Genomic DNA, 19847 nt, shown 5'->3' with positions numbered 1-19847 from the left:
GAAAGATGAGAAAATTAATAATGACATTAGGTTTATTGATAGCCTTTCAGATTAGCTTTGGTCAACATAATGCAAATGTAGATTTAAGTAACCAGTTGAAAATTAGCGCTGCGGTACCGGATATGCCTGCCATGGAAATACTGAATTTCTCAGGGACAAAGGTCGACCTGGATGACTATAAAGACAAGGTATTGATCCTGGATTTTTGGGATACCAGCTGTGCTACCTGTATCCAGCTGATGCCCCATGTCAAGGAAGTGCAAAAGGAAGTGGGGGACAAAGCCCAGATCTTTGCGGTGACTTGGCAGTCCAAAGAGCTGATCACGGAATTTTATAAAAAGAATAAATACCTCAAAGAGAAAAATGCGTATTTGCCCACCATTGTGTCGGACTCGCTATTAAAAAAATATTTTCCGTATCAGGGGGTACCACACACGGTGTTTATTTATAAGGGTAAGGTAAAAGCTATTACCTATCCGGATTATATCAAATCAAAGTTTATCGATGAACTTATTGCGAACGAAAAATTGGATATCCCGGTAAAGGACGATTTTAATACCAAGACAGTGATACATGATTCGGCCGATGCTAACCTGAAGGGAAAGGTCCTGATCACAGGATATCGAGACGATCTGCAGTTTAAGGGCGGACTACCAATCGAAAAGGATTCGGTAACGGGCATGTATGTGACGAGCTTGATCAATACCAGTATTTTTAATGCCTTTAAACGACTATATAATTTCATTGACCCGCCAAATTTTCTCTGGATTCCGGGTAGAGTAGAATGGAACGTGAAGGATCCATCCATGTATGAGTATCAGTCTAACACGATCGGACCAAGGATATGGGATACGAAATATGCGATCTGCTATCAACGTTTTAGTCAGGATACTTTGTCTAAAAAGGAGATGGCAAAATTGGTGATGAACGACCTTGTTTCATTTCTGGGGGTAAGTGCATCTATTGAAAAGAAAGAAAAAGACGTAATCATTATTAGAAAGACCGATAAATCACAGGAAAATGCTGTTAAGCCAACGGATGGTCGGCGAGTGGAAGGTGCAGATAATCTTGCTTTTTTACTCGATGTAAGCGAACTCTATCCACCAGCATTTGATGAATCGGGCTTTAAAGAAATTATAGAGATCCCAGATTATAGCTCCTTGGAAAAACTAAATGAACAGATACTTTATTACGGCTTGGAAGCAGTCCGTGAAAAGAAGGTGATCGAGGTTATGATCATTAAGGAAAGAGGGCATTAATCAAGGATAATTCCTACCCTTGATTGATTTTCGGAATAATTAAGGAATCGACCGTAAGTGAACATTTGCCGTATTCATTTGCGTATTGAGTGCATGAGTCATTTCATTCCTCAGTGGAGTGGTGAATACAGGCTTATTGTTTGCATTTGCACTTGTCTGAATTGCGCAGATGTATCCAACACCCGTACAGGACGGTTTACCCGTTATAATCCAGTCGTTGGGATCTGCAGGATCACCACCAGCTACTAATTGAAACCAAGGCATAATTTTTAGATTTAAAAGTGAAACATTTGATTTTCAGAAAGGGCGCCATATGAGCGCCCTTTGAAATAAGGTGCAATACCTTATTTACGGATTTGTTCTTAACTGAACGTTTGTGCTACTGGAGTTTGTATTCAACGCTGTAATCATCTCGTTCCTTAGGGAAGTAGTGAATACAGGCTTGTTGTTTACATCTGGACTTGTCTGAATTGCACAGATATGATTCGCACCACTACAGCCGGGTGAAGTCACTTGATTGTAGTCGTTTGGATCTGTTGCATCTCCATTAGCAAGTAATTGAAACCATGCCATAATTGTATGATTTAAATTGCCTAACTTAGATTTATGAATTGATCACAATGTCGCTGTTCATATCGGTCAAAAAAGTTGGACAGCACATTGGCCCCGAGTCCGCACATAGCGAATTCTTTGGTCTGGCGCTGGGACTCCTTATTCTGCCAGACCAATCCTTCCTCTACCGCCTATGCGGGAAAGTCGTATATCTACGGCCGTGTCGATCTCTGACCGGCCCGGCACAACAACAATTTCCCAGCGGGATTCGATGATCCCCTGCCATGACCCTGACATTCTCCTGCAGCAATGCTGGATGGCCCTGCTTCGGATTGCTCACCGTCGAGCAGATCGGGCTCATCTCCGAGATATGCCTGTTGGTCTGTCCTTTGCCGTTTGACTGTTGTTGCTTCATTACTGTAATTTAATGCTCTGTATTTTTTCTTCTTTCGTTAATTCAAAGATATTACAGAGGTTTTGGCCGAAACGAGGACACCAAGTGGCCTAAAAATCACTTTCGTCGTACATATAGTCGTTTTGCCCGCCGGATAGTTCGCACGGACATATGTAATAACCGGGCCTGCTGGGTTTGTGTAAGTGCATGGCAGAGTTGCGGCAAATGATCCGCGAAATAGAAATAACGATCCGTGGATATAAGCAATGAATCCATTACCCGGAGATGATCAAGCTGGTATTTTTTCTTATTGACCAAGAGATCAATCAACGTGTCGATAGCTTTTTCCTGATTACGATAGGGTGCTATAGCTTTATATGGGATCTTTAAGACTAGCCCCGATTTTAAACAAACTATATCACCCAAAGCAGGACTTTTGCTAAAAAAATGCATCGTCGTAAAGAATCCCATATGGGGTAGGGCTACGGTCATGATCAGTTGTTCATCCCGATCAGGGCAATAACGCTCTTTGGCCAATATGCCTACTAATACAATGTAGAGCGCGGATTGCATATGCGGCATTTCCGATAGGATCTGACCTCTTTTCATCGGTATAATCTCACAATTTTTCAATAGCCAGCGCTTATGGAAATCTTCAAGGTCGGGATATAATTTTTCCCAATAGCTGTAAAATGTCACAAGCGAATCGTTTCCTGAATAGTATGTTCCCATTTGGTTAAATCGTTATTTTAGTATGGCATAGCATATTCAATAGTAGGCCATTGCTCATAAGGTTTATATATGTTTTCGGTATTCAACTAGAATGAATTTCGAATAAAGTAAATTTAGGTCCTAAGAGGTTCATTCAAAAGGTAATTGTTTTACTTGAGAGTCTGCGTTAAGGTAAATATATTACCTATGTTGAACCTGTTTAATTAATATATTTACAGTCAATTATTTGCTCAGTTATGATTAAGACGAAAAGTAAGCCTAGGTGGTATGATTATGTTATTTGCATTGTTGCCGGTATTTTTGTGGTGGCTATCTGTAATTTTGCGGCCTATATCCCTGCGCTCCGGTCTTTACCCGAGCAGCTTTATGATAAAATGATTGTAGACCGAATTATCTGGTCTCTATCGTCGGCGACTTTTTATGTGTTTTGGCTTTCTGTTGTTATGCTCGTCGTGCAATCAGATTTTAAATATAGACCTCCCCATAATCTGGTATTATGGTCGGTCTTACCTTACACGTTAACCAACTTACTTTTCGGATATGCCATCTTTAATGCAAGACGGAATAGCAGCGCACTGGACGAAGCTTTAGATGTAGTGCCTATGTCGAGGGACGAATCAGAAATCCTGGCCTTTTATCAACAGGCCGATTTAAAATATTACTTATCCGCAGTAATAATTGGCTATTTGGTATTGATCTTCTTCAAAGGATATCAAAAACGAATGCTTGCAATTTTGAGTGCTGAGTCTAAAAATCCAACTAAAAAAACTAGGTCAAAAGATGTTGAAGAAAAAAGGTTATTAGACGAAGCACAAAAGCTTGCCAATACATTTGCTGATACAGACAAAATTAAATCTACTGATCCAGATAGCGAGGTTTTAGATGTGGACTTTTTCGCGTTTATATATGGGGAAGGTTTTGATTATGTTATCATTAACGAAGGTTATGCGATCCCTTTTGTAGCTGATGACGATGAACCAATTGATACTATTTTTGAAGGAATTTTTATACAGATCAACAGCACGCTGTATATTCGTGCTGACCATATTATGTTATTTGACCTGGAAAAGCACTATATTATTATTTCGCCTGTCCTTGAAGAGCTGTTTGAAAAGATCACAAAAAAAAGTGTGCAAAATAAACTCTATTCTTACCGCTGTCTGCATAAGCCTGCAAGCTATTACCAGATAGAACCTACGCTGGTAGACAAAATAAAAAGTACATTCAAAATGGATTAGCAAAAGATTAACCTTTTTAGTTGCTTATCGGTAAAAATTTTACCGTTAGATAAACCGTTTGGTAAAATAACTGTTTCATGTGGGATTTTATTTTTAATTAATTAAGGTTTGTAATATATTTAAAGTCTATTATTTTAAATAATTAACTTTAGCGTTATCCAATTTATGCAGTCCGATATTGATATACAAATTACTCTATTTCAGATTATCGAAGAAAAAATAAAAGATCCTGATCGAACGACAGCGGAAATGATGGAATTGCTTTGCATCGAAAAACGTTCCTTGCGAAATCGGCAAAGGGGGACTACATATTTGACTGGTCCCGAATTTTACCGGCTTGCCCGCCATTTCGATATCCGTTTGTACGATATCGAACTACAGCTGCAACAGCAAGCCGCAGCAGAAGGCAGACTTGAAAAATCACCGGGCCGGGCACCACAAACTGTATTGTCAATCGACTCCAATTATATGCCCTTATTGCGCCTCGAATTCACCGACCTTCAACAATATATCGACGCGCTGTGCGAGGAAATGGAAATCTTGGCCAGCAAGGATAGTCCCTGGATAAAAATGGTATGCTCCGAAGTGCCGCTATTTCATCTGGTGGGCTTTGAACAACTGGCCTTTTTTAAGATCTTTATGTACTATCATCATATTGTGGACGAAAAACTCACCTTTGAAGAGTTTCTGAGAAAAATAAAGCGCTTTGACTTATCATCACGCTTTCGAACCATATTTGAAAGCTATGCTGCCATTGACAGTGAAGAAATCTGGGATAGGCATACTTTTGAAAAACTGCTGCGGCTCATTCATGAGTGCAATGTATATGGTAAGTTTGAGCAGCAAAAGACTGTTGAAGGATTGTTGGCGGAGGTCGATGAGCTCGTGAAATACCTCAATCCCATCATTCTGGAAGGTAAAAAAATAAAAGGAGCATGGATCGAACTCTATGATTATGAATCGGTCATGCGCGAGGGGATTACACTGATAGGAGTGGGGAATAAGCCTACAAAAGCATTTTTTACCTTATTTATGCTGCAAAATGTCAGCACCACCCATACGGAAATCCTGTCCTTTCTGAAGCTGGCATTTCACGCAATTTTAAGGCGGTCTAATCTGATAGTCAAAAGCTCAAATAGGCTCAAAAGCACATTTCTCAATTTACTTTCTGAACAGGCTATGCAATACCGAAATAAAATCCTTAAAATTCATGAATAAACGTGATAATGTACCTTGTGCCGGTATGAAAATCTTCAATTATTATAAACCCGATCAATTGGTTTTCCAACAATGGAAGGGGAGGGCGATTGATCCTAAATCCCAATCTATGAATAAATTTATACATTGTGAAGGCTGTTTTGACATTTCTGCGAAGCCAAAAGAATGTCGGCAGCCCTGCTTACACGACGCATTCAGGTATCTTGTTGACAGGATCACGGATTCATCCGAGCAGATTAAAACGTTGATTCTCCGAAAACTGCCCGATCCACCGCTGGTGCTGGTGCATAGCAAAGAAGTATGCCGCTATGTGGGCATTGTTTCAAAAACACTATACCGCTGTGAAAAACAGGGCTTAATACTCCCATTCAAAAAAGACCATACCGGCAAATATTTTTTGCATGCAGATATGGTGGACTTTAAAAAGAAATATCACCACCTCCCGGATTGATTTCCCTAGAATCCGAACTTTCTATTTTCTTCTTTCGTTTTGTTTCGATTTTTTGAACAGCTTTCTTCTTTCAATTTTCGGCACTCATTCAAAGCTTCTTCGCTTCTGCTTCATACCATATTCGCAATCACTGCGATATTCCGCTACATATCCTCCACTAATTCCCTACTAAAAGAGTAGGAAAACAGTAGGGAATAAGTAGACAGGCCGGATAGAAATGCCAAACCTGATACGGGCCAATCCCGAAGCGGGATTGAAGCAACATCGGGATGATGCCTGATGGACACGGTTACAAAGATCTTTTTGCCCCGGACAGTAAACGGACAATTGTACGCGCTGTGAATCCCTTGGAAAATAGGGCCAGGACAGCGATCGGACTATCCGATTTCCTACCTTGAATTTGCCAATTATCGATTTTATGTTTGTTGCTGTAAAGCATGATATACCGGTATAAATCAAGTTTTTACATGTGTTAAACTTTTAAAAAATAATAACATGGGAACAATTAGAAAAGGTGCAAATGGTGGATTTAGCGGTAAGGCTGGATCCGTAATAGGAGCTAGCTGGAAAAGCATTGATTATATCCGTGGGCTTTCAAAAAAGAGCAACAAGCCCGCAACAGAAGAGCAACTGATACAGCAGGCGCGCTTCTATACCATTGCCAAATTTATTATGCCTATCGCACCTTTTGTGCAGGTAGGTTTTTCGCAGATCAATGCGGATACGATGACGCCGACAAATGCAGCGTTGCAGGCCAATATCAAGACTGCTGTGGTGGGTACGTACCCCAACTTTATGCTTGATTATGCTAAGGTACAAATTTCGCAGGGAAGTCTGCAGCCCGGGGGTAAGGTGAAAGCGGAGGTCGCTGCTGGAATGTTGATGATCAGCTGGACAAATAAGGCGATTGCTATTCAAAAGGGGCAATTGGACGATAATGTTTACATCTTACTCTACCATCCGGAGCTGGACGAATTCCTGACGGCTCCCGAGCCTCCAACGCGGGGCTTGGGAACGGTAGATATCGAACTGCCAGAACACTTTTTAGGCGGTAAAGGACAGCTGTGGCTCTTCTTTGCGGATCGAAAGAACAAGCGAATCAGTCGGACAAACTATTTGGGTGAGTTAGACCTGGTTTAAAAAACGATAGGTTATGGCCGGTACCAGGTACCGGTCATACTATAGTACATTGTGATGATTTAAGCTTGTATAAAAAGGGACTAATAATATATAAAATGAAAATACTAACGAAACAAAAGGAAAGAAGGGCTTTTGTTGCGAATGGAACAGAAACCGTTCGCATGAAATTCACCAAAGCAAGAAAATTTCTCAACCCAGTGAATTATATCCTACAGATGGGTTATACATCGCGAAAGAATAAAAATAGAAAGACGCCTATCGGCAGGGCGATGTCCGCAATATTACAGGGGGCCATGGTCGGTACGTACCCCAATATTGAAGTTGACCCTGCAAAAGCGAAACTGAGTGCTGGCGTGAAGACTCCTCTGAGGGTCTATTCCGTTGAGCGTCTGGGAGCAGCTATTCTGCTCGCTTGGGATCCGGTAACGGACAAGGTCAGATGCGATGAATGGGATGACAGTATTATTCTATGTGCTTATGCTATAATGCATGAACTGGCGGCGATCAATGAAGAACCAGTGCTTCGGCATCAGGGGAAACTACAAATGGAACTACCGGAAGGAATGGAAGAACTGCCGGTACATCTGTACCTGATTGTACATGATAGAGACAAAACCAATTTTTCCAATAGTCAATACTTAGGGCTATTTGAATAGCTGCTAGCCATAGAATTATAGATGAACTTATTTAAATAATCAATGAAAATAATACAAAAACAACTGGCCTCCGATATCGAGGATATCTATTGGCCGCTAACAAATAGACAGCTGCTCGGCATTGTGCTGGCTGGTCTGCTTGTATTTTTTATTTCAGCAGGTCTTTTGCTCCAGGCCATAGATCCGACTGCGGGTGTATTGGATATTGGCATATTGTCCGTGCTGCTATTCGGAATTTTGGCGGGGTTGCTCGCAATCTACTGCTGCTACTGGCTGCAAGAAATTCTTTGGCAGCCTTTTAAGTTCTTTCGTCAGGATATTTCTTATCACTTTAATCAATTGACATCATGGCAACAATGTATTCTTTATTTTTCGGTGTTCTTTTTGTCGCTGTTCTTTTTCTTGGCGGTATTGGCAATTCTGCTATAGAGCGAGAAGTGGCAGAAGATCAACCCAGATCTATGGCTATGGGGGCCAGACCTGGGCAGGCGGATCGAACAGAAAATTTTCGCGAAAACATTGTGAATATCGCTGTGCAGGAGATCGGCATCGGTGAAGCTACCGGAAATAATGATGGCAAGCGTGTCGAGGAATACCTTGCTTATACCGGCCTCGGAAAAGGCTATGCTTGGTGTGCGGCATTTGTCTCATGGTGTTACGGCCAGGCTGGACTTCCGGTACCTCGAAATGCTTGGAGCCCGGCCCTATTTCCGATGGCTCGACACTATAAAAAGGAACAGGTCGAGGAGGATGCTGTCCGACCAGCAGATCTTTTTGCAATCTATAATCATAGGCTCAGGCGTATTGACCATGTGGGCATCGTTCGAAAGATCGAGCGGAACTGGATACTGACCGTGGAGGGAAACGTGGCGGATCGGGTCGTATCCAAGCGACGCGCTGTATCGGCTATTTACGCGTTTTCAAATTGGCTGGATTGAAAGGATGGTGATTATGGAAATAAAGCGAATCAAAATTTTATGTGTCTCTATTGGGCTGCTTATCCTGATTTCCTGCAAGCTATATGAGCATAAAAAGCGCGATAAACGAGAAGAAGTTGAAATAGACTGGCAGCATACCGAACTGCGCCAACGGCTGTATACCTTCCGGCAGGATACGCTTTCTCGCCGCTGGTATTTTTGGACGGATAGCAGTTATCGTTTTCATCCGGATAGTGGATTCATCGGACAACAGGGAAAACTTGTTATGCTGGAATCGAAAGTGACTACACGCCTCAAAAGTGGACTTTCCTCCCAAGCTAGTGAAAGGAACGTGCAAACCGAGTTAAGGTCAAGCAGAGATAAACGCAGCACATGGACGATCCCAAATCTTTGGTTAATCACTTTTATAGGAGCGACCGTTCTTCTGCTCGGCTGGAGATTTAGAAAATTTTTCAAAACCTTCTTGCCCTGACAATGGTTGTCCAATTACCTTAGGCATTAGATTTATTGTATTTTTTATAGGCTAGGTCGTAATTCCCTAGCCTATTTTATTGCTTTGATAAACGATCTATTTCGTCATAGTAGCGTTGATCCCACGAAAACTCCATACTAAACTTTCCTGCCGATGTCAAATGGACGGTAGCCTTGTTCCATTTGTTGCTTTCATTTGCTGTGGTAATACGGTGAAGTTCAAGAATGTCAAATGTCAGCTGGAAATCGAATTCATCCACGTTGATTTGTTTTTTATCCATGGTTAGATCCGCATACTCGCCGGTAAAACTGACCATAGTCCCAATGGTTTCTATTTTCAGCTCTGCAGAGCCCCATTCTTCTCCGATGACAGTTTTTATATTATCGGCAATAGCATGGTATATTTCGTCGATTGTTTTCATCTCTTTAATAATTTGAGGCAATGTTTTGATCTCATATAAATGTAGTGATTATTCGCTGTATTACTTAAACCTATCAGGATACATCGGTTAATGAAAAATTATTCGCAAGCGCAATTGGCGGACTTGGTCGGTGCCAGCAAACAGACTATCAATGCTTTGGAGGCAGAAAAATATATATAACAGCTTCAATGGGGGCTGATGCGCTCGGCCTGAATGTCAGCTGCTTGATCTCATAATTACCTAAAGTAGTCCGTTTGTCGTCGCTATAAGGCTTGAAATAGGATAGAGCTCGCACAAGTGCGTGTAGTATTCACATGAGATCTAGAAAAATTTGTATTGGTATATATCTTTTTATGTCAAAGCCGGTCAACTTTAGGATAATATAATTTCATGAAGTTGGAATAATGATTTAAATTTGAGCGGAATAAGTCAGCCAAACGCATTACAGCATTCATATTACTATTTATAATGGAAGGTAAACAGTGTCATGTATTCAGGAGAATAACGCTCTTGATGTTAATCGTATTAAATTTTTCATGTTTCTCTCCTGATCATAAAAGTGATGCCGATGCTGGATTACAGGATACCGCATTAGTGAATAGGCTCAACTTGAGGGCTTATGCGCATTGGTCCAGTTTTCCGGATTCGACCATGATACTGGGCAGGAGAGCGCTTGCGCTGAGTGACAGCATCAGATACAGGACCGGAAAAATAGATGCATTCCGAAATCTTGGGATCGGGGCCTATGAGAAGGGGATGTACAGTGAAGCCATTGCGTATTATAATCAGGCCATATCGGTTGCCACGGAGGAGGACGACCATAGCCGGAAAGCCAAAATATTAAGTAATCTGGCAATGCCTTATATTGCCCTGGGTGTCCATACCGAGGCACTCAAACAGTTAAACCTGGCTATCGAACTGGCCGATAGGTACCATTTGCCCTTGATAAAGGCGCACGCTATTCATAATATGGGAATGGTCTACCATTATCAGCACAAGGATGATAAGGCTATTTTATACTATAGGGAGAGTCTCAGGCTGTACGAGTCATTGGGCGACTCCTCCCGGTCAACATTTATTCTCGGAAATATCGGCCATCTCTATTTACATAAAAATGATCTGCAACATGCCAAAGAGCTGTATGATCAATCTTTAAACCTGGCTGAAAAAAATAAGAATTACAAAGCCATCGGAAACGCGCTCCAGTCATTGGGGTCTTTATATATGGAAAAGAAAGATTGGGATCATGCGTTGTCTTACTACCTGAAGGCCAAAGCCACCCTTGAATCCACGGGCGAGCAGACCGAATATTTGAGATTGCTGGACAATCTTGCCACATGCTATCTGCGTATGGACCATGTGGATGCGGCCATCCATTATTCAGAATTATGTTATGAATTGGCCAAGCAGAATAAACAGTTGTATTATATACAAAGCGCTGCGAACCGGCTTGGTACGATGCTGGAAAGAAAACAGGAACTATCCAGGGCAATTTTCTTTTATAAAGAATATAAATCCGCATCGGACTCGCTCTATAGTGCCGATAACAAAGAACAGCTGGTACGGAATGAAGAGGAATTTAAGTTTAAAAAGCAACAAAATGAGCTAGAATCCCTGTATCGTGCCAAAGTTTTGCGACGGAATTACATTTTGCTGGTGGCCACCGTGCTGATTGTTTCGTTGTTGGTCATTGCGGTTCTGTTGGTGAAAAATGTGAAAGACAAAAGGAAAGCCAACGAGGCGCTCCGCAATACAAATGAATTTATTGAAGAGCAGCATGCCTTATTGGAAGAATCGGATAATTTCAAAAAGTCTCTTTTAGCGTTGGTGACGCATGATGTGCGCGCTCCGATCAATAATTTAAACCGTATCCTCATGCTGATCAGGGATGGACTTGTGCCGCCGGAGGAAATTAAAAAATTACTTTCCTCCAATAGTGAGGAATTTGATTCCACGATCAATCTAATTGAGAACTTGCTGCTCTGGGTCAATCAACATCTGCACGCATCGGATCTGGTCATAAGAGAATTTGATGTCATGGATATTTTCCGGCAGATTCATGGTATATACATAAAACGTCTGGAGGAAAAGAAAATTAAACTGCTGATGGAATGTGACGAGGGCCTGAAGGCGCTGGCTGATGCCGAGGTCGTCATGATTATTCTTCGCAATCTGGTTGACAATGCGATCAAATTCTGTAAACCGGATAATCAGATCACGTTAAGGGCGGCGGTAAACGATCAGAACAATCGTATTACGTTTAGTGTCATTGATACGGGGGTGGGGATGTCCCGACGGGTGCAGGAAAATTTATCCACTGTCACTGAACCTGTCAGCCACCGGGGAACAAAAAATGAAAAAGGGTATGGTATCGGACTGCAGCTCTGTCGTTATTATCTGGGACTAAGTCACAGTGAACTTTTAATCGAGAGCCGGGAAGGGCAGGGATCCATTTTCCGATTTGAACTGGACCGGCCTATCGATGGACGACATATACAAGATATTAGATCACTTCGTGTTCCCGGGCAAATGTAATTAATTGTGTGATGGACTGGCAGTTTATCTTGGCCATCATTTTCCTTCTGTGGGCCACGACGGTGTGGGAACTCAAAAATAATTTTTCGGCTGTTTTGGCAATGGTATCTCCACGGGCGAAATGTTTTAAAAGTTCAATTTCGCGCGGTGTAAATCTGACCGCGGTGGACTGATGGTTTTCAAGCAGCTTTTCAAAAAACGGATCAATAAAATGCTGATCTAAGCGGACCGAAGCAAGGCATGATTTTAAGGTGTCAAGATTGCAGGACTTACTTAAAATTCCATCGGGATTATAATTTTTCAATGTTTGAATAAGCAGTGGGGAGAGCGCGCTGGTCAAAAAAATCGTCTTCGCATTTTTATTCAACCGGTCTATTTCAGGCAAGAGGGAAAGCCCAGTTTCTTCTGATAGGTAGTAATCTAAAAAAATATAGATTTTTTGGGTACCTGATGATGCTAAAAACCGCAGGAAGTCATCCTTACGGTCAAATGATTTTACAAAATGAAAGAGCCCGTACTTTTCTAAAAGTAAGGAAAAAGATGTGGCAAATAGACCATGATCATCTAAGATAACAGCAAGTTGTGAATCATTTGTCAACATAGCGCATTTTGAGTTCAGGAATCCAAAGTTACCTATTTAATTGACATTTCTTTTTATTTACTGCTGATTTATCGTGTTGTTTTCGTAGCAAAAATTTGTTATATGGTTCTAAAAGCATAGCAAAAATTTGCTATCCGACCACCTGTTAATTGATAATCGCATTTGTTTGTAGTTGATTTGCGGCAAATTCCCGGACATCTCTTTACGTACGGTTGACGCATAGAATAAGTAGAAAAGTAAATAGTCTCAAATCAATGTTAATTAACATGAAATCGAAATTTAGAAGTATTGGCAGCGTGGGAATGTTGTCCTTTGCAGCCTTAGCCTGTACAACCATTTATTCCTGTAAAGAAAGCAAGGACAGTGTAGCGGCAAGCGGCAAAGCCAGCGTGAGTATTCAGTTACTCGGCGTAGAAAACCCTGTCGTCACCACCAAAAAAGCAGGTAAGGGTGGCAGCGCTGCGTCCGCCCAGACGGTGGTGATCCCCTTGACAAATTCAAGTTCTTTTGAAGCCACATTGACCAGCGAGCCGTCCGTGACAAATGGCAGCCTGTTGCGGGCATCGTCCGGTAGCCGTGCTGCGGTGACCGAAGAGCGGACACCATTGGCAGATAACATCAAGTATAAAGTCGTGGTGTACAATGCCGCAGGTGATTATGTGACCGAAAAGACCTATACCAATTCAGTCGACAATACGGCTGCGATCGCGTTGGATGCAGAACAGACCTATACTTTTGTGGCTTATTCGGTCAATAGTACCGCGACAGTTCCTGCGGTAACAGCACAGGCAGATCTTGCCAATGCAAGCTTGGACAACGTCAGTGCCGATCTGATGTATTTCAGGAAAGATCTAACGGTCCACTCGGGTGATAACAACCTGGATGTGATCCTCAAACATAAGTACAGTGAAGTCACGACCAACCTGAGCATGGCGACTGAAATGACGGGGGCCATTACCGCTCTGGGAACGACGACGATTGACCCCACACATCCAGGCGCAAATCTAAAATTGGCTGACGGTACAATTACCTACAATGGATCCACCACGACGGCTAATGTTGTATTCCCCACATTGGGTGCCGGCCTACGTACTGTCTCCAGTACACCGACACTGTTGATCCATCCGGGGGCAACAAACGGAGTCTTTAAGTTTGGAACGATTACCATTGATGGCGAAACGAAAAACAATGTATCTGTGGGAGGTTTAAACATCGTACCGGGCCAGCGGTATAACCTCAACCTGAACTTCAAAACCTGTACACAACCAGTGACTGGCGGAGCTGATCTAAACTGGACCTATCCGGCTTCGGGATCAGGTGCCATTGTCGATGGAGTGACGCGGCCAGCAGGATATGTAGTGACCAAAGAGTTAACTGCGCCGGGTGCTGATTATGGATTTGTGTTTGATATTCAGCAACTGGATAATTCCTTTAATATGGAAGTTAACGGCCAAAAATTGGCGACACAGGAGATTCAGTTTGAGGCAGGCATTGCCATTGCACCGCGTAATGTACGTTTTACGGACGGAAGTCTTTATGGTGGAACCAATACAGAAGGAGGCACAGTGCCCCAGGTCTACAGCTTGACCGGTACTGCAGCCAATCCGGTTATCCGCGTGGTCATAAGCCGCTCCGGTGAGGTATCCATGTATGGCAGCAAAAGCAATGGCGGAGCATTATATCCGTTGGAGCTGACACTGGGCTCTTTCAACACCGTGCCATGGAACTCTACATCCAATACGGTAAAAATTACGCAGATAGTACAGGGAGCGACGAAAATGGTCGGCGCCGGAAGCGGTAGAAAAAAGATTGCTTGTCCATAACTCCCGCTAGAATTAAGTCCGTTAGTAAAAACAATGAAAAATTGATCAGATCATGAAAAATATAGAACGAAAAATTTATATAAGTCCACGCATTGAAACAATGGAAGTAATATTGGAGCAGGGCATCGCCGCAGGTTCGGCGGCAAACACGACCAACGATCCGCAGGAATCCTGGGATAAAGCCGATGACGACAATAGACTGATCAACTGGTAAAGTTAGTGTCGTGCTATGGTTCTGAAGACTGGCCCGGTATTTTGCGGGGCCAGTCTTTTTTTAAACCACATTCAATGCTCATCGTATTGTAAGCAATAGTCGTTATGTCCGACCTTTTTACTTGGGACAAGGGGCAGTTAAAAGAGGTAAAACTGCTTGCCCGGAAAGGAGGAACCTGCAAACTCAAGTATAAGGATCAAGTGAAAACAATCCGTACACAAGTGGGGAAAAGTTATGTGTTGAAGTTTTAAAAAAATGCTAGCCCTTGACATCCGGGGGCTAGCATTTTTTTAGGTTAAGCAAAAAAATCTTATCTGATTTTATGCGCAAATAGCCCTCTTTGTTTATTGGACTTATTGATAGGGTTGTTTTAGATCTTTTTCGAATAAGGTAAATGGATCCTGGTAAAATTTTAGGAAGTCTGCCGCACTGACCTGCCCGGGAAAAGGGGCATAATAGTGTGTCGGACTTTCCTTATCATTGCGCCATACCAATACATAGGCCATGTTAACGCCTGCTGTTTTTAGCACTTTCAGCAATACATCGTTCCACCATTGTGGATTGGGAATGGATTCCAGACCTGTTTCGGTTAATGCGGCAATTTTACCGTTCTTTTCCGCAAAGGAACTTAAGATTTTGAGTTTATGGACCGCTGCCGGTAGATCATAATGACCATCACGGCCAAAATCTGCGTAATTATCCATTCCAACGATATCTACCCAGTCATTGCCTGGGTAGCGTTCCAAAAAATCCTGCTCGGAATTAAATTGACAGTCGGGCGAAAATGCATAAATAAAGTTATGTACCTTCAATTGATCCCGGAGATAACTTACCGTAAATCGCCAGACGGCTATAAAATCTTCGCGCGAGGTATATTTTTTCCCCCACCAGAACCAGTCTCCGTCAAATTCGTGGAAAGGACGAAAAATAATAGGTATTGCTGCTCCGTCCTGTCCCTTGGCACGATGTGCAAATGCCGCTATGAATTTTAGCAGTTTTTTATAGTGCCGGTGATGTGTGCCGCCCGGTTTAATGGCGGCCATCGCCGCTATGGATGTGGAGTCGTTCCAGTAAAAACCATCATTGGAAACCGGATTGTTAAAATGCCAGCAAATGGTCGTAATGCCTCCACGGTTGTATGTATCGCTGACCTGTTGCAGGAGCATCTGCTGATTTTCGGAAATGGCTTTGGGAGATTGACCTGAAAAACCCATAAAGTCGAAGCCGATGACAGCCGGATGCGAACCGGTGACCGATTTTACATCCGATCGGTCTTTATCGCCCTGCCATCCATGTCCGTAGGCTGTTGCATCCTGCTGGCCGAACAATACATGACTGCCAGCCCATCTTTTGAGGTTTTTATACAGCGCCTGTGTTTGTACCGTTGCATCTTTATCAATCAATTGCTGCTGCCCCCAGGTCTGCAGCCCCAGCATGAGTAAATTTACAAATAAGAGGATTCTCATGCTTTAGGGGTTAAGTGTTCTCAATTGCGCCTTGATATATTGCCCCGCCGGGGTAAGATGCTGTTTCTTCCAATGGCCATGCAGAGGAGCCATCGGTTTAAGCAAAGCGGTTGTTTCGTCCTTATCCGTCAGATTCCAGTTTGCCCAGCTGAGTTGATTGTTTTCCATCCAGTCGAGCCAGATCTTCGTCTTTTTCAGATCAAACTGGCCATTGCCATCGGCTTCTCCTACGCCCCATTCGGTAACGAACAAAGGCAATTGTTGCCCGATTGCTTTCTGAGCACGGTCTCTCAGCTGCTCCTGATGATTCGGATCGCTCGCATAGAAATGAAAAGAATACGCAATGTTATTAAAGCCCAGAATCCGATCACTGGCCACACTATCCACATCTTGATCCCAATGCGGAGATCCGACGACAATGATATTGTTTTTGGCATCCTTGCGGATCGTATGGATCAGCTCCTCAGCATAGGACTTGACCACTTGCCAGGTCGTTCTTTCGGGTTCATTCCATATCTCATAAATAAGTTGTGGATGATCCGGATACTGCTGTGCCATCCGGGTAAAGAATGCTTTCGCCTGATTGATATTGTGGCCCGCATGGTGGTCGTGCCAGTCTATCAGGACATAGATGCCACGCTGCAATGCCCGGTCTACAACGTTCTTGATCAGTGTGAATTGCTCTTCGGGAGATTGCAGATAGCCACCGTCCGGTTCCACGGCTAGCGCAACACGGATCAGGTTGACTTTAAAATCGTCGACCAGCCGGTCAACGACTTCTGGGGTATAGTACTTTTTGCCGCCCCATATACTCCAGGAGAAACTGATGCCTCGCAATTGGACGATCTTGTCGTGTTGGTCTACTATTTTTCCTTGTTTTATACTGAGGCTTCCATGCCTCTGTACTGCGGTCTGGGAAATTCCGCTTTTATGGAGCAGGCATAGGATCACCGCTACCGTAAAAATTTTTATATGCTTCATCATTTGTAATGGGTGCTAGGTCGCCGAATAATCGACGACTTTTACTGAGCGGCATTTGATCGGGACCAAATGCCGCTGCAATAATGATGTTGACCTGCTATTTAAAGAAAATTACGTCGTCTAAATAGAACGTTTCATCCTGTGCATCTGGTCCCTCGATCCATAGACCGAGCTGTTTGAAGGCATTGCCTTTGCTCCAGAGACCGATATCCGCGAGATCCAGGCGAACGTAGGTCCATACGCCTGCCGGCACACGGATGGGAGTGGATCTGTCGGCATTTCCAAAGCCCGCAGCGCGCCCATCGCTGGTAAGAAAAAGGGTATAGTCCTGCGAACCGCCTTTGATCCAGAATGAAAGGAATTTTAAGTCGGCATTCTTGGCCATGCCGTCCCCCCAGTTGGCCATGCCATTGGCAGACCAGCTTCCTTTGCCGTAAACCATTTTTGAGGATGCATTTCCCGACTTAAAGGTTGCCGTGCTAATTGTTACTGCTCCCCAGCCCCAGCCTTCAAAACCATTTTGATAGGAATCAGTAAAGAGTCTGAAAGCCTGATCAACGTTGACAAACTCCTGCGTTGTCGTAATTTCTCCGGCTTCGCTTCTGATATCGAGTTTTGTTCTGCTGACTTCTGTCTGCGGTAGGGTCACCACCAGCTGACGTTGACTTTTGCTTACGATGCTAGCCTTTGCACCCGTACCGGTCAGGGTCACCTCCGTTACATCATTTAAATAGTTGCCGTTCAGGGTAAGCTGGGTGACCGCGGGGGTAAAGTTGTAGTCTGAAACTGTGGCAACGGAAGGTAGCGGTGTGACATTGAAGGGAACCCGTAATTGCTTGTCCAACATATTGGTCAGGATGATGTCCTGCTGTCCTGCTGCCGCTGTGTCCGGTACACGGAATACCAACGCATGGTCATTGTTAAAAGCTGGATTGAAGCCGGCAGGAACATTTCCCGTTTCAAAAATAATGGATTTCATACCCGCAAGCCCCTGGCCGGTCAGTACGATTACCGTACCCGGAGCACCGGATGTTACTTCCAATGGATCAGCCTGGGGATTTCCTGATGGTGACAGCTTATCGTCTTTTTTACAGGAAACAAATGCAAAGCAGGCTATTGCGAGGATGCAGACGTAGTGATATAAGGTCTTCATAATTTTTTTCATTATAATATTAAGGTTTATAAGGAACGGCGGGTTTGGCCAGCTCTGGATTGTTGACCACCTCTGTCGTCGGGATCGGAAGATATAACTTGCTTTCACTGCTGAGCGTCACGCTGAGGTGATCCACCAATGGTTTGCCCAGGGCACTATAGGTGCCTCTTTCCTGCGCTTCCACCAGCTGTTTGGCCTTCGTAAATCCTTGGCGTTGAATGTCAAACCAATAATCTCCCTCAAATGCAAATTCTACCCGTCGCTCATGTAATATATTCGCTGGGGTCAATACGGTCAGGTCGCGTGAGGTACCCAGTCCGGCGCGGTGTCTTACGTCATTGACAGCGGCCAGTGCTTTTGCATCCGTACTCTGCGCCTGATCAGCCAATACGGCCTCTGCATAGATCAGTAATACATCGGCATAGCGCAAGATGTAGGTACAGATGCTCGTGGAGGTGCCATTGACATCCTGACCGCCGCCGCCCGGACCGACCACGTATTTCAGCGCATTGGAACGGGTACCTGTTTTTATCTTCCGTGCATTGTCATTGGAGCTTGTCCATGTGGTATCGTAGGTAAAGCCGTTCGGAAAGGCCGAATTCTTCCAGTCATCCCGATGAAATCCCTGCTCCATAATGGACCAGCCTTTGCGCTTATCGCCCACTTCATAGCTGTCCAACAGGTCGATTGACGGAATAATGGCGGACCATCCGGCTCCGGTGGTTTCTTTCAATAATGGCTCGGGACCTACATAGGCCTGGATGGGATTGCCGACACCATATCCCCCTGATGCTACCCACTGTAAGGCAAAGAGGCTCTCGGAATTGTTATTGGCACTCTGATCGGTAAACATCTTCCCATAATCAGGATATAGGCTGTATTTTTTAGCGTTGATGACCGTTTCTGCCTTCTTTCGTGCATTTTCGTAGTCTTTTAAGTAGAGATACATTTTGGCCATCATGCCGGTAGCCGATAGCTTGGTCACTCGTCCGGGGGTATCGTTGTCTTTCAGGTTTGCCTCCGCAAAAGCCATATCATCCAAGGCAAACTTGATGACATCGGCCTGCAGATAGCGTGGTGTATTAAAGTTGCCCGTCGTAGCCATTGAGACCGGATCGGTGACGATGGGAACATCCTTAAAGACTCGGGCTAGATAAAAATATGCGACCGCCCGGATAAACTTTGCCTCCGCAATGCCCTGCGTTAGATAGGAGGGATCTCCGCCTTTGCTCATTTTTTCTTCAAAGGTGTTGATCAGCACGGTGGCGTTTCCTGCTACTTTATAAAATGAATACCAGGAACGGCTCACCTGTTCGTCGGTTCCGGAGACCGTAAAATTCAAGAAGGTATTGTAGACGGGATCACCGGTGTACATATTGCCCGACAGCACCTCGCCGATGGCATGGAAGGCTTTATCTTGATAATCATACCATACGGTATTGTACAGATAGCCGGTTGCACCTCTTACTTCCGCATCGGAATTATAATAAGTGTCCAGCGTTGGATTATTCTGTGAAGGCCTGTCTAGAAAACTTTTTTTACAGGATCCCAAAAACAATAGGCCGCCAACTATTGTGTATATCAGTTTTGTCTTCATAATGTC

At 43.7% G+C, this 19847-nt stretch carries 24 protein-coding genes; 14 read left to right on the top strand and 10 right to left on the bottom strand.

Annotated features, from left to right (window positions below; translation table 11 throughout):
* Nucleotides 1–5 precede the first annotated feature (5 nt).
* Complete coding sequence (locus D7322_RS24645; protein ID WP_121126845.1) at nt 6–1259, top strand: TlpA family protein disulfide reductase; 1254 nt, start codon at nt 6–8, stop codon at nt 1257–1259.
* Nucleotides 1260–1298: 39 nt separating this feature from the next.
* On the opposite strand, the gene D7322_RS24640 is transcribed toward D7322_RS24645, so the two are convergent.
* From D7322_RS24640 to D7322_RS24635, 4 genes are all read right to left on the bottom strand, one after another.
* Nucleotides 1299–1523, bottom strand: coding sequence for a hypothetical protein (locus D7322_RS24640; RefSeq protein WP_121126844.1), 225 nt, complete (start codon nt 1521–1523; stop codon nt 1299–1301).
* A gap of 84 nt (nt 1524–1607) precedes the next feature.
* Entirely contained in the window at nt 1608–1832 is a 225-nt protein-coding gene (locus tag D7322_RS28360; RefSeq protein ID WP_147430542.1) for a hypothetical protein, read from the bottom strand.
* Nucleotides 1833–1970: 138 nt separating this feature from the next.
* The gene (locus D7322_RS28620; RefSeq protein WP_165306104.1) at nt 1971–2108 is read right to left on the bottom strand and encodes a hypothetical protein; all 138 of its coding nucleotides are present in this window, start codon (nt 2106–2108) and stop codon (nt 1971–1973) included.
* 214 nt (nt 2109–2322) lie between these two features.
* Nucleotides 2323–2937 (bottom strand): cyclic nucleotide-binding domain-containing protein, encoded by a 615-nt coding sequence (locus tag D7322_RS24635; RefSeq protein WP_121126843.1) that lies wholly within the window; start codon nt 2935–2937, stop codon nt 2323–2325.
* A 236-nt stretch (nt 2938–3173) separates the two neighbouring features.
* On the opposite strand from D7322_RS24635, the gene D7322_RS24630 reads away from it, so the two are divergent.
* From D7322_RS24630 to D7322_RS24595, 8 genes are all read left to right on the top strand, one after another.
* Nucleotides 3174–4175, top strand: coding sequence for a hypothetical protein (locus tag D7322_RS24630; RefSeq protein WP_121126842.1), 1002 nt, complete (start codon nt 3174–3176; stop codon nt 4173–4175).
* A 165-nt stretch (nt 4176–4340) separates the two neighbouring features.
* Nucleotides 4341–5393: a hypothetical protein gene (locus tag D7322_RS24625; protein WP_121126841.1), complete on the top strand. Its 1053-nt coding sequence runs from the start codon at nt 4341–4343 to the stop codon at nt 5391–5393.
* Nucleotides 5386–5844 carry a hypothetical protein gene (locus D7322_RS24620; RefSeq protein ID WP_108632573.1) on the top strand — a complete coding sequence of 153 codons (459 nt, stop codon included), beginning with the start codon at nt 5386–5388 and terminating at the stop codon, nt 5842–5844. Before D7322_RS24625 ends, D7322_RS24620 begins: the two co-directional genes overlap by 8 nt.
* Nucleotides 5845–6339: 495 nt before the next feature.
* On the top strand, nt 6340–6984 hold the full coding sequence (locus tag D7322_RS24615; RefSeq protein ID WP_108632572.1) for a DUF6266 family protein: 645 nt from the start codon (nt 6340–6342) through the stop codon (nt 6982–6984).
* 95 nt (nt 6985–7079) lie between these two features.
* Nucleotides 7080–7640 carry a DUF6266 family protein gene (locus tag D7322_RS24610; RefSeq protein WP_108632571.1) on the top strand — a complete coding sequence of 187 codons (561 nt, stop codon included), beginning with the start codon at nt 7080–7082 and terminating at the stop codon, nt 7638–7640.
* Nucleotides 7641–7682: 42 nt separating this feature from the next.
* Nucleotides 7683–8069 carry a hypothetical protein gene (locus D7322_RS24605; protein WP_121126840.1) on the top strand — a complete coding sequence of 129 codons (387 nt, stop codon included), beginning with the start codon at nt 7683–7685 and terminating at the stop codon, nt 8067–8069.
* A complete protein-coding gene (locus tag D7322_RS24600; RefSeq protein ID WP_121126839.1) occupies nt 7988–8578 on the top strand; it encodes a CHAP domain-containing protein in 591 nt (196 codons plus the stop codon). The genes D7322_RS24605 and D7322_RS24600 overlap by 82 nt, the downstream gene beginning before the upstream one ends.
* A gap of 13 nt (nt 8579–8591) precedes the next feature.
* Nucleotides 8592–9050, top strand: coding sequence for a hypothetical protein (locus D7322_RS24595; RefSeq protein WP_146190976.1), 459 nt, complete (start codon nt 8592–8594; stop codon nt 9048–9050).
* 76 nt (nt 9051–9126) lie between these two features.
* Here the strand turns inward: D7322_RS24595 and D7322_RS24590 are convergent, their stop codons facing one another.
* On the bottom strand, nt 9127–9471 hold the full coding sequence (locus D7322_RS24590; protein ID WP_108632567.1) for an immunity protein YezG family protein: 345 nt from the start codon (nt 9469–9471) through the stop codon (nt 9127–9129).
* 72 nt (nt 9472–9543) lie between these two features.
* Between D7322_RS24590 and D7322_RS29320 the strand changes: the two genes are divergently transcribed.
* The gene (locus tag D7322_RS29320) at nt 9544–9651 is read left to right on the top strand and encodes a helix-turn-helix transcriptional regulator (protein WP_394342609.1); all 108 of its coding nucleotides are present in this window, start codon (nt 9544–9546) and stop codon (nt 9649–9651) included.
* 333 nt (nt 9652–9984) lie between these two features.
* Complete coding sequence (locus D7322_RS24580) at nt 9985–12006, top strand: tetratricopeptide repeat-containing sensor histidine kinase (RefSeq protein WP_183078832.1); 2022 nt, start codon at nt 9985–9987, stop codon at nt 12004–12006.
* On the opposite strand, the gene D7322_RS24575 is transcribed toward D7322_RS24580, so the two are convergent.
* Nucleotides 11975–12607: a response regulator transcription factor gene (locus tag D7322_RS24575; RefSeq protein ID WP_121126837.1), complete on the bottom strand. Its 633-nt coding sequence runs from the start codon at nt 12605–12607 to the stop codon at nt 11975–11977. The two genes, D7322_RS24580 and D7322_RS24575, sit on opposite strands and share 32 nt — an antisense overlap.
* 266 nt (nt 12608–12873) lie before the next feature.
* Between D7322_RS24575 and D7322_RS24570 the strand changes: the two genes are divergently transcribed.
* The 3 genes from D7322_RS24570 to D7322_RS28610 all read left to right on the top strand — a co-directional run bounded on the left by D7322_RS24570 (nt 12874) and on the right by D7322_RS28610 (nt 14895).
* The gene (locus D7322_RS24570) at nt 12874–14430 is read left to right on the top strand and encodes a fimbrillin family protein (protein ID WP_147430541.1); all 1557 of its coding nucleotides are present in this window, start codon (nt 12874–12876) and stop codon (nt 14428–14430) included.
* Between the two features lie 52 nt (nt 14431–14482).
* Nucleotides 14483–14644, top strand: coding sequence for a hypothetical protein (locus D7322_RS28615; protein ID WP_165306116.1), 162 nt, complete (start codon nt 14483–14485; stop codon nt 14642–14644).
* Between the two features lie 104 nt (nt 14645–14748).
* Nucleotides 14749–14895 carry a hypothetical protein gene (locus D7322_RS28610; protein ID WP_165306117.1) on the top strand — a complete coding sequence of 49 codons (147 nt, stop codon included), beginning with the start codon at nt 14749–14751 and terminating at the stop codon, nt 14893–14895.
* Nucleotides 14896–14997: 102 nt separating this feature from the next.
* Here D7322_RS28610 and D7322_RS24565 read toward each other — a convergent pair whose 3' ends face one another.
* The 4 genes from D7322_RS24565 to D7322_RS24550 all read right to left on the bottom strand — a co-directional run bounded on the left by D7322_RS24565 (nt 14998) and on the right by D7322_RS24550 (nt 19841).
* Nucleotides 14998–16110: a glycoside hydrolase family 26 protein gene (locus D7322_RS24565; RefSeq protein WP_121126835.1), complete on the bottom strand. Its 1113-nt coding sequence runs from the start codon at nt 16108–16110 to the stop codon at nt 14998–15000.
* 3 nt (nt 16111–16113) lie between these two features.
* On the bottom strand, nt 16114–17094 hold the full coding sequence (locus D7322_RS24560) for a glycoside hydrolase family 5 protein (RefSeq protein WP_245971456.1): 981 nt from the start codon (nt 17092–17094) through the stop codon (nt 16114–16116).
* A gap of 94 nt (nt 17095–17188) precedes the next feature.
* Complete coding sequence (locus D7322_RS24555; RefSeq protein WP_121126833.1) at nt 17189–18256, bottom strand: cell shape determination protein CcmA; 1068 nt, start codon at nt 18254–18256, stop codon at nt 17189–17191.
* A 7-nt stretch (nt 18257–18263) separates the two neighbouring features.
* Nucleotides 18264–19841, bottom strand: coding sequence for a RagB/SusD family nutrient uptake outer membrane protein (locus D7322_RS24550; RefSeq protein ID WP_121126832.1), 1578 nt, complete (start codon nt 19839–19841; stop codon nt 18264–18266).
* Nucleotides 19842–19847: the final 6 nt, after the last annotated feature.

This window comes from Sphingobacterium puteale (assembly GCF_003627955.1).
Lineage (GTDB): Bacteria > Bacteroidota > Bacteroidia > Sphingobacteriales > Sphingobacteriaceae > Sphingobacterium > Sphingobacterium puteale.
Note: the sequence above shows the minus strand (reverse complement) of the source record. Positions and strands in the feature narration are given on the sequence as shown.

What these genes read in the sequence shown, in the direction of transcription:
- D7322_RS24645 (WP_121126845.1), top strand. Translation starts at nt 6, where the DNA reads ATGAGAAAATTAATAATGACATTAGGTTTATTGATAGCCTTTCAGATT.
- D7322_RS24640 (WP_121126844.1), bottom strand. Translation starts at nt 1,523, where the DNA reads ATGCCTTGGTTTCAATTAGTAGCTGGTGGTGATCCTGCAGATCCCAAC.
- D7322_RS28360 (WP_147430542.1), bottom strand. Translation starts at nt 1,832, where the DNA reads ATGGCATGGTTTCAATTACTTGCTAATGGAGATGCAACAGATCCAAAC.
- D7322_RS28620 (WP_165306104.1), bottom strand. Translation starts at nt 2,108, where the DNA reads ATGTCAGGGTCATGGCAGGGGATCATCGAATCCCGCTGGGAAATTGTT.
- D7322_RS24635 (WP_121126843.1), bottom strand. Translation starts at nt 2,937, where the DNA reads ATGGGAACATACTATTCAGGAAACGATTCGCTTGTGACATTTTACAGC.
- D7322_RS24630 (WP_121126842.1), top strand. Translation starts at nt 3,174, where the DNA reads ATGATTAAGACGAAAAGTAAGCCTAGGTGGTATGATTATGTTATTTGC.
- D7322_RS24625 (WP_121126841.1), top strand. Translation starts at nt 4,341, where the DNA reads ATGCAGTCCGATATTGATATACAAATTACTCTATTTCAGATTATCGAA.
- D7322_RS24620 (WP_108632573.1), top strand. Translation starts at nt 5,386, where the DNA reads ATGAATAAACGTGATAATGTACCTTGTGCCGGTATGAAAATCTTCAAT.
- D7322_RS24615 (WP_108632572.1), top strand. Translation starts at nt 6,340, where the DNA reads ATGGGAACAATTAGAAAAGGTGCAAATGGTGGATTTAGCGGTAAGGCT.
- D7322_RS24610 (WP_108632571.1), top strand. Translation starts at nt 7,080, where the DNA reads ATGAAAATACTAACGAAACAAAAGGAAAGAAGGGCTTTTGTTGCGAAT.
- D7322_RS24605 (WP_121126840.1), top strand. Translation starts at nt 7,683, where the DNA reads ATGAAAATAATACAAAAACAACTGGCCTCCGATATCGAGGATATCTAT.
- D7322_RS24600 (WP_121126839.1), top strand. Translation starts at nt 7,988, where the DNA reads ATGGCAACAATGTATTCTTTATTTTTCGGTGTTCTTTTTGTCGCTGTT.
- D7322_RS24595 (WP_146190976.1), top strand. Translation starts at nt 8,592, where the DNA reads ATGGAAATAAAGCGAATCAAAATTTTATGTGTCTCTATTGGGCTGCTT.
- D7322_RS24590 (WP_108632567.1), bottom strand. Translation starts at nt 9,471, where the DNA reads ATGAAAACAATCGACGAAATATACCATGCTATTGCCGATAATATAAAA.
- D7322_RS24580 (WP_183078832.1), top strand. Translation starts at nt 9,985, where the DNA reads ATGTTAATCGTATTAAATTTTTCATGTTTCTCTCCTGATCATAAAAGT.
- D7322_RS24575 (WP_121126837.1), bottom strand. Translation starts at nt 12,607, where the DNA reads ATGTTGACAAATGATTCACAACTTGCTGTTATCTTAGATGATCATGGT.
- D7322_RS24570 (WP_147430541.1), top strand. Translation starts at nt 12,874, where the DNA reads ATGAAATCGAAATTTAGAAGTATTGGCAGCGTGGGAATGTTGTCCTTT.
- D7322_RS28615 (WP_165306116.1), top strand. Translation starts at nt 14,483, where the DNA reads ATGAAAAATATAGAACGAAAAATTTATATAAGTCCACGCATTGAAACA.
- D7322_RS28610 (WP_165306117.1), top strand. Translation starts at nt 14,749, where the DNA reads ATGTCCGACCTTTTTACTTGGGACAAGGGGCAGTTAAAAGAGGTAAAA.
- D7322_RS24565 (WP_121126835.1), bottom strand. Translation starts at nt 16,110, where the DNA reads ATGAGAATCCTCTTATTTGTAAATTTACTCATGCTGGGGCTGCAGACC.
- D7322_RS24560 (WP_245971456.1), bottom strand. Translation starts at nt 17,094, where the DNA reads ATGATGAAGCATATAAAAATTTTTACGGTAGCGGTGATCCTATGCCTG.
- D7322_RS24555 (WP_121126833.1), bottom strand. Translation starts at nt 18,256, where the DNA reads ATGAAAAAAATTATGAAGACCTTATATCACTACGTCTGCATCCTCGCA.
- D7322_RS24550 (WP_121126832.1), bottom strand. Translation starts at nt 19,841, where the DNA reads ATGAAGACAAAACTGATATACACAATAGTTGGCGGCCTATTGTTTTTG.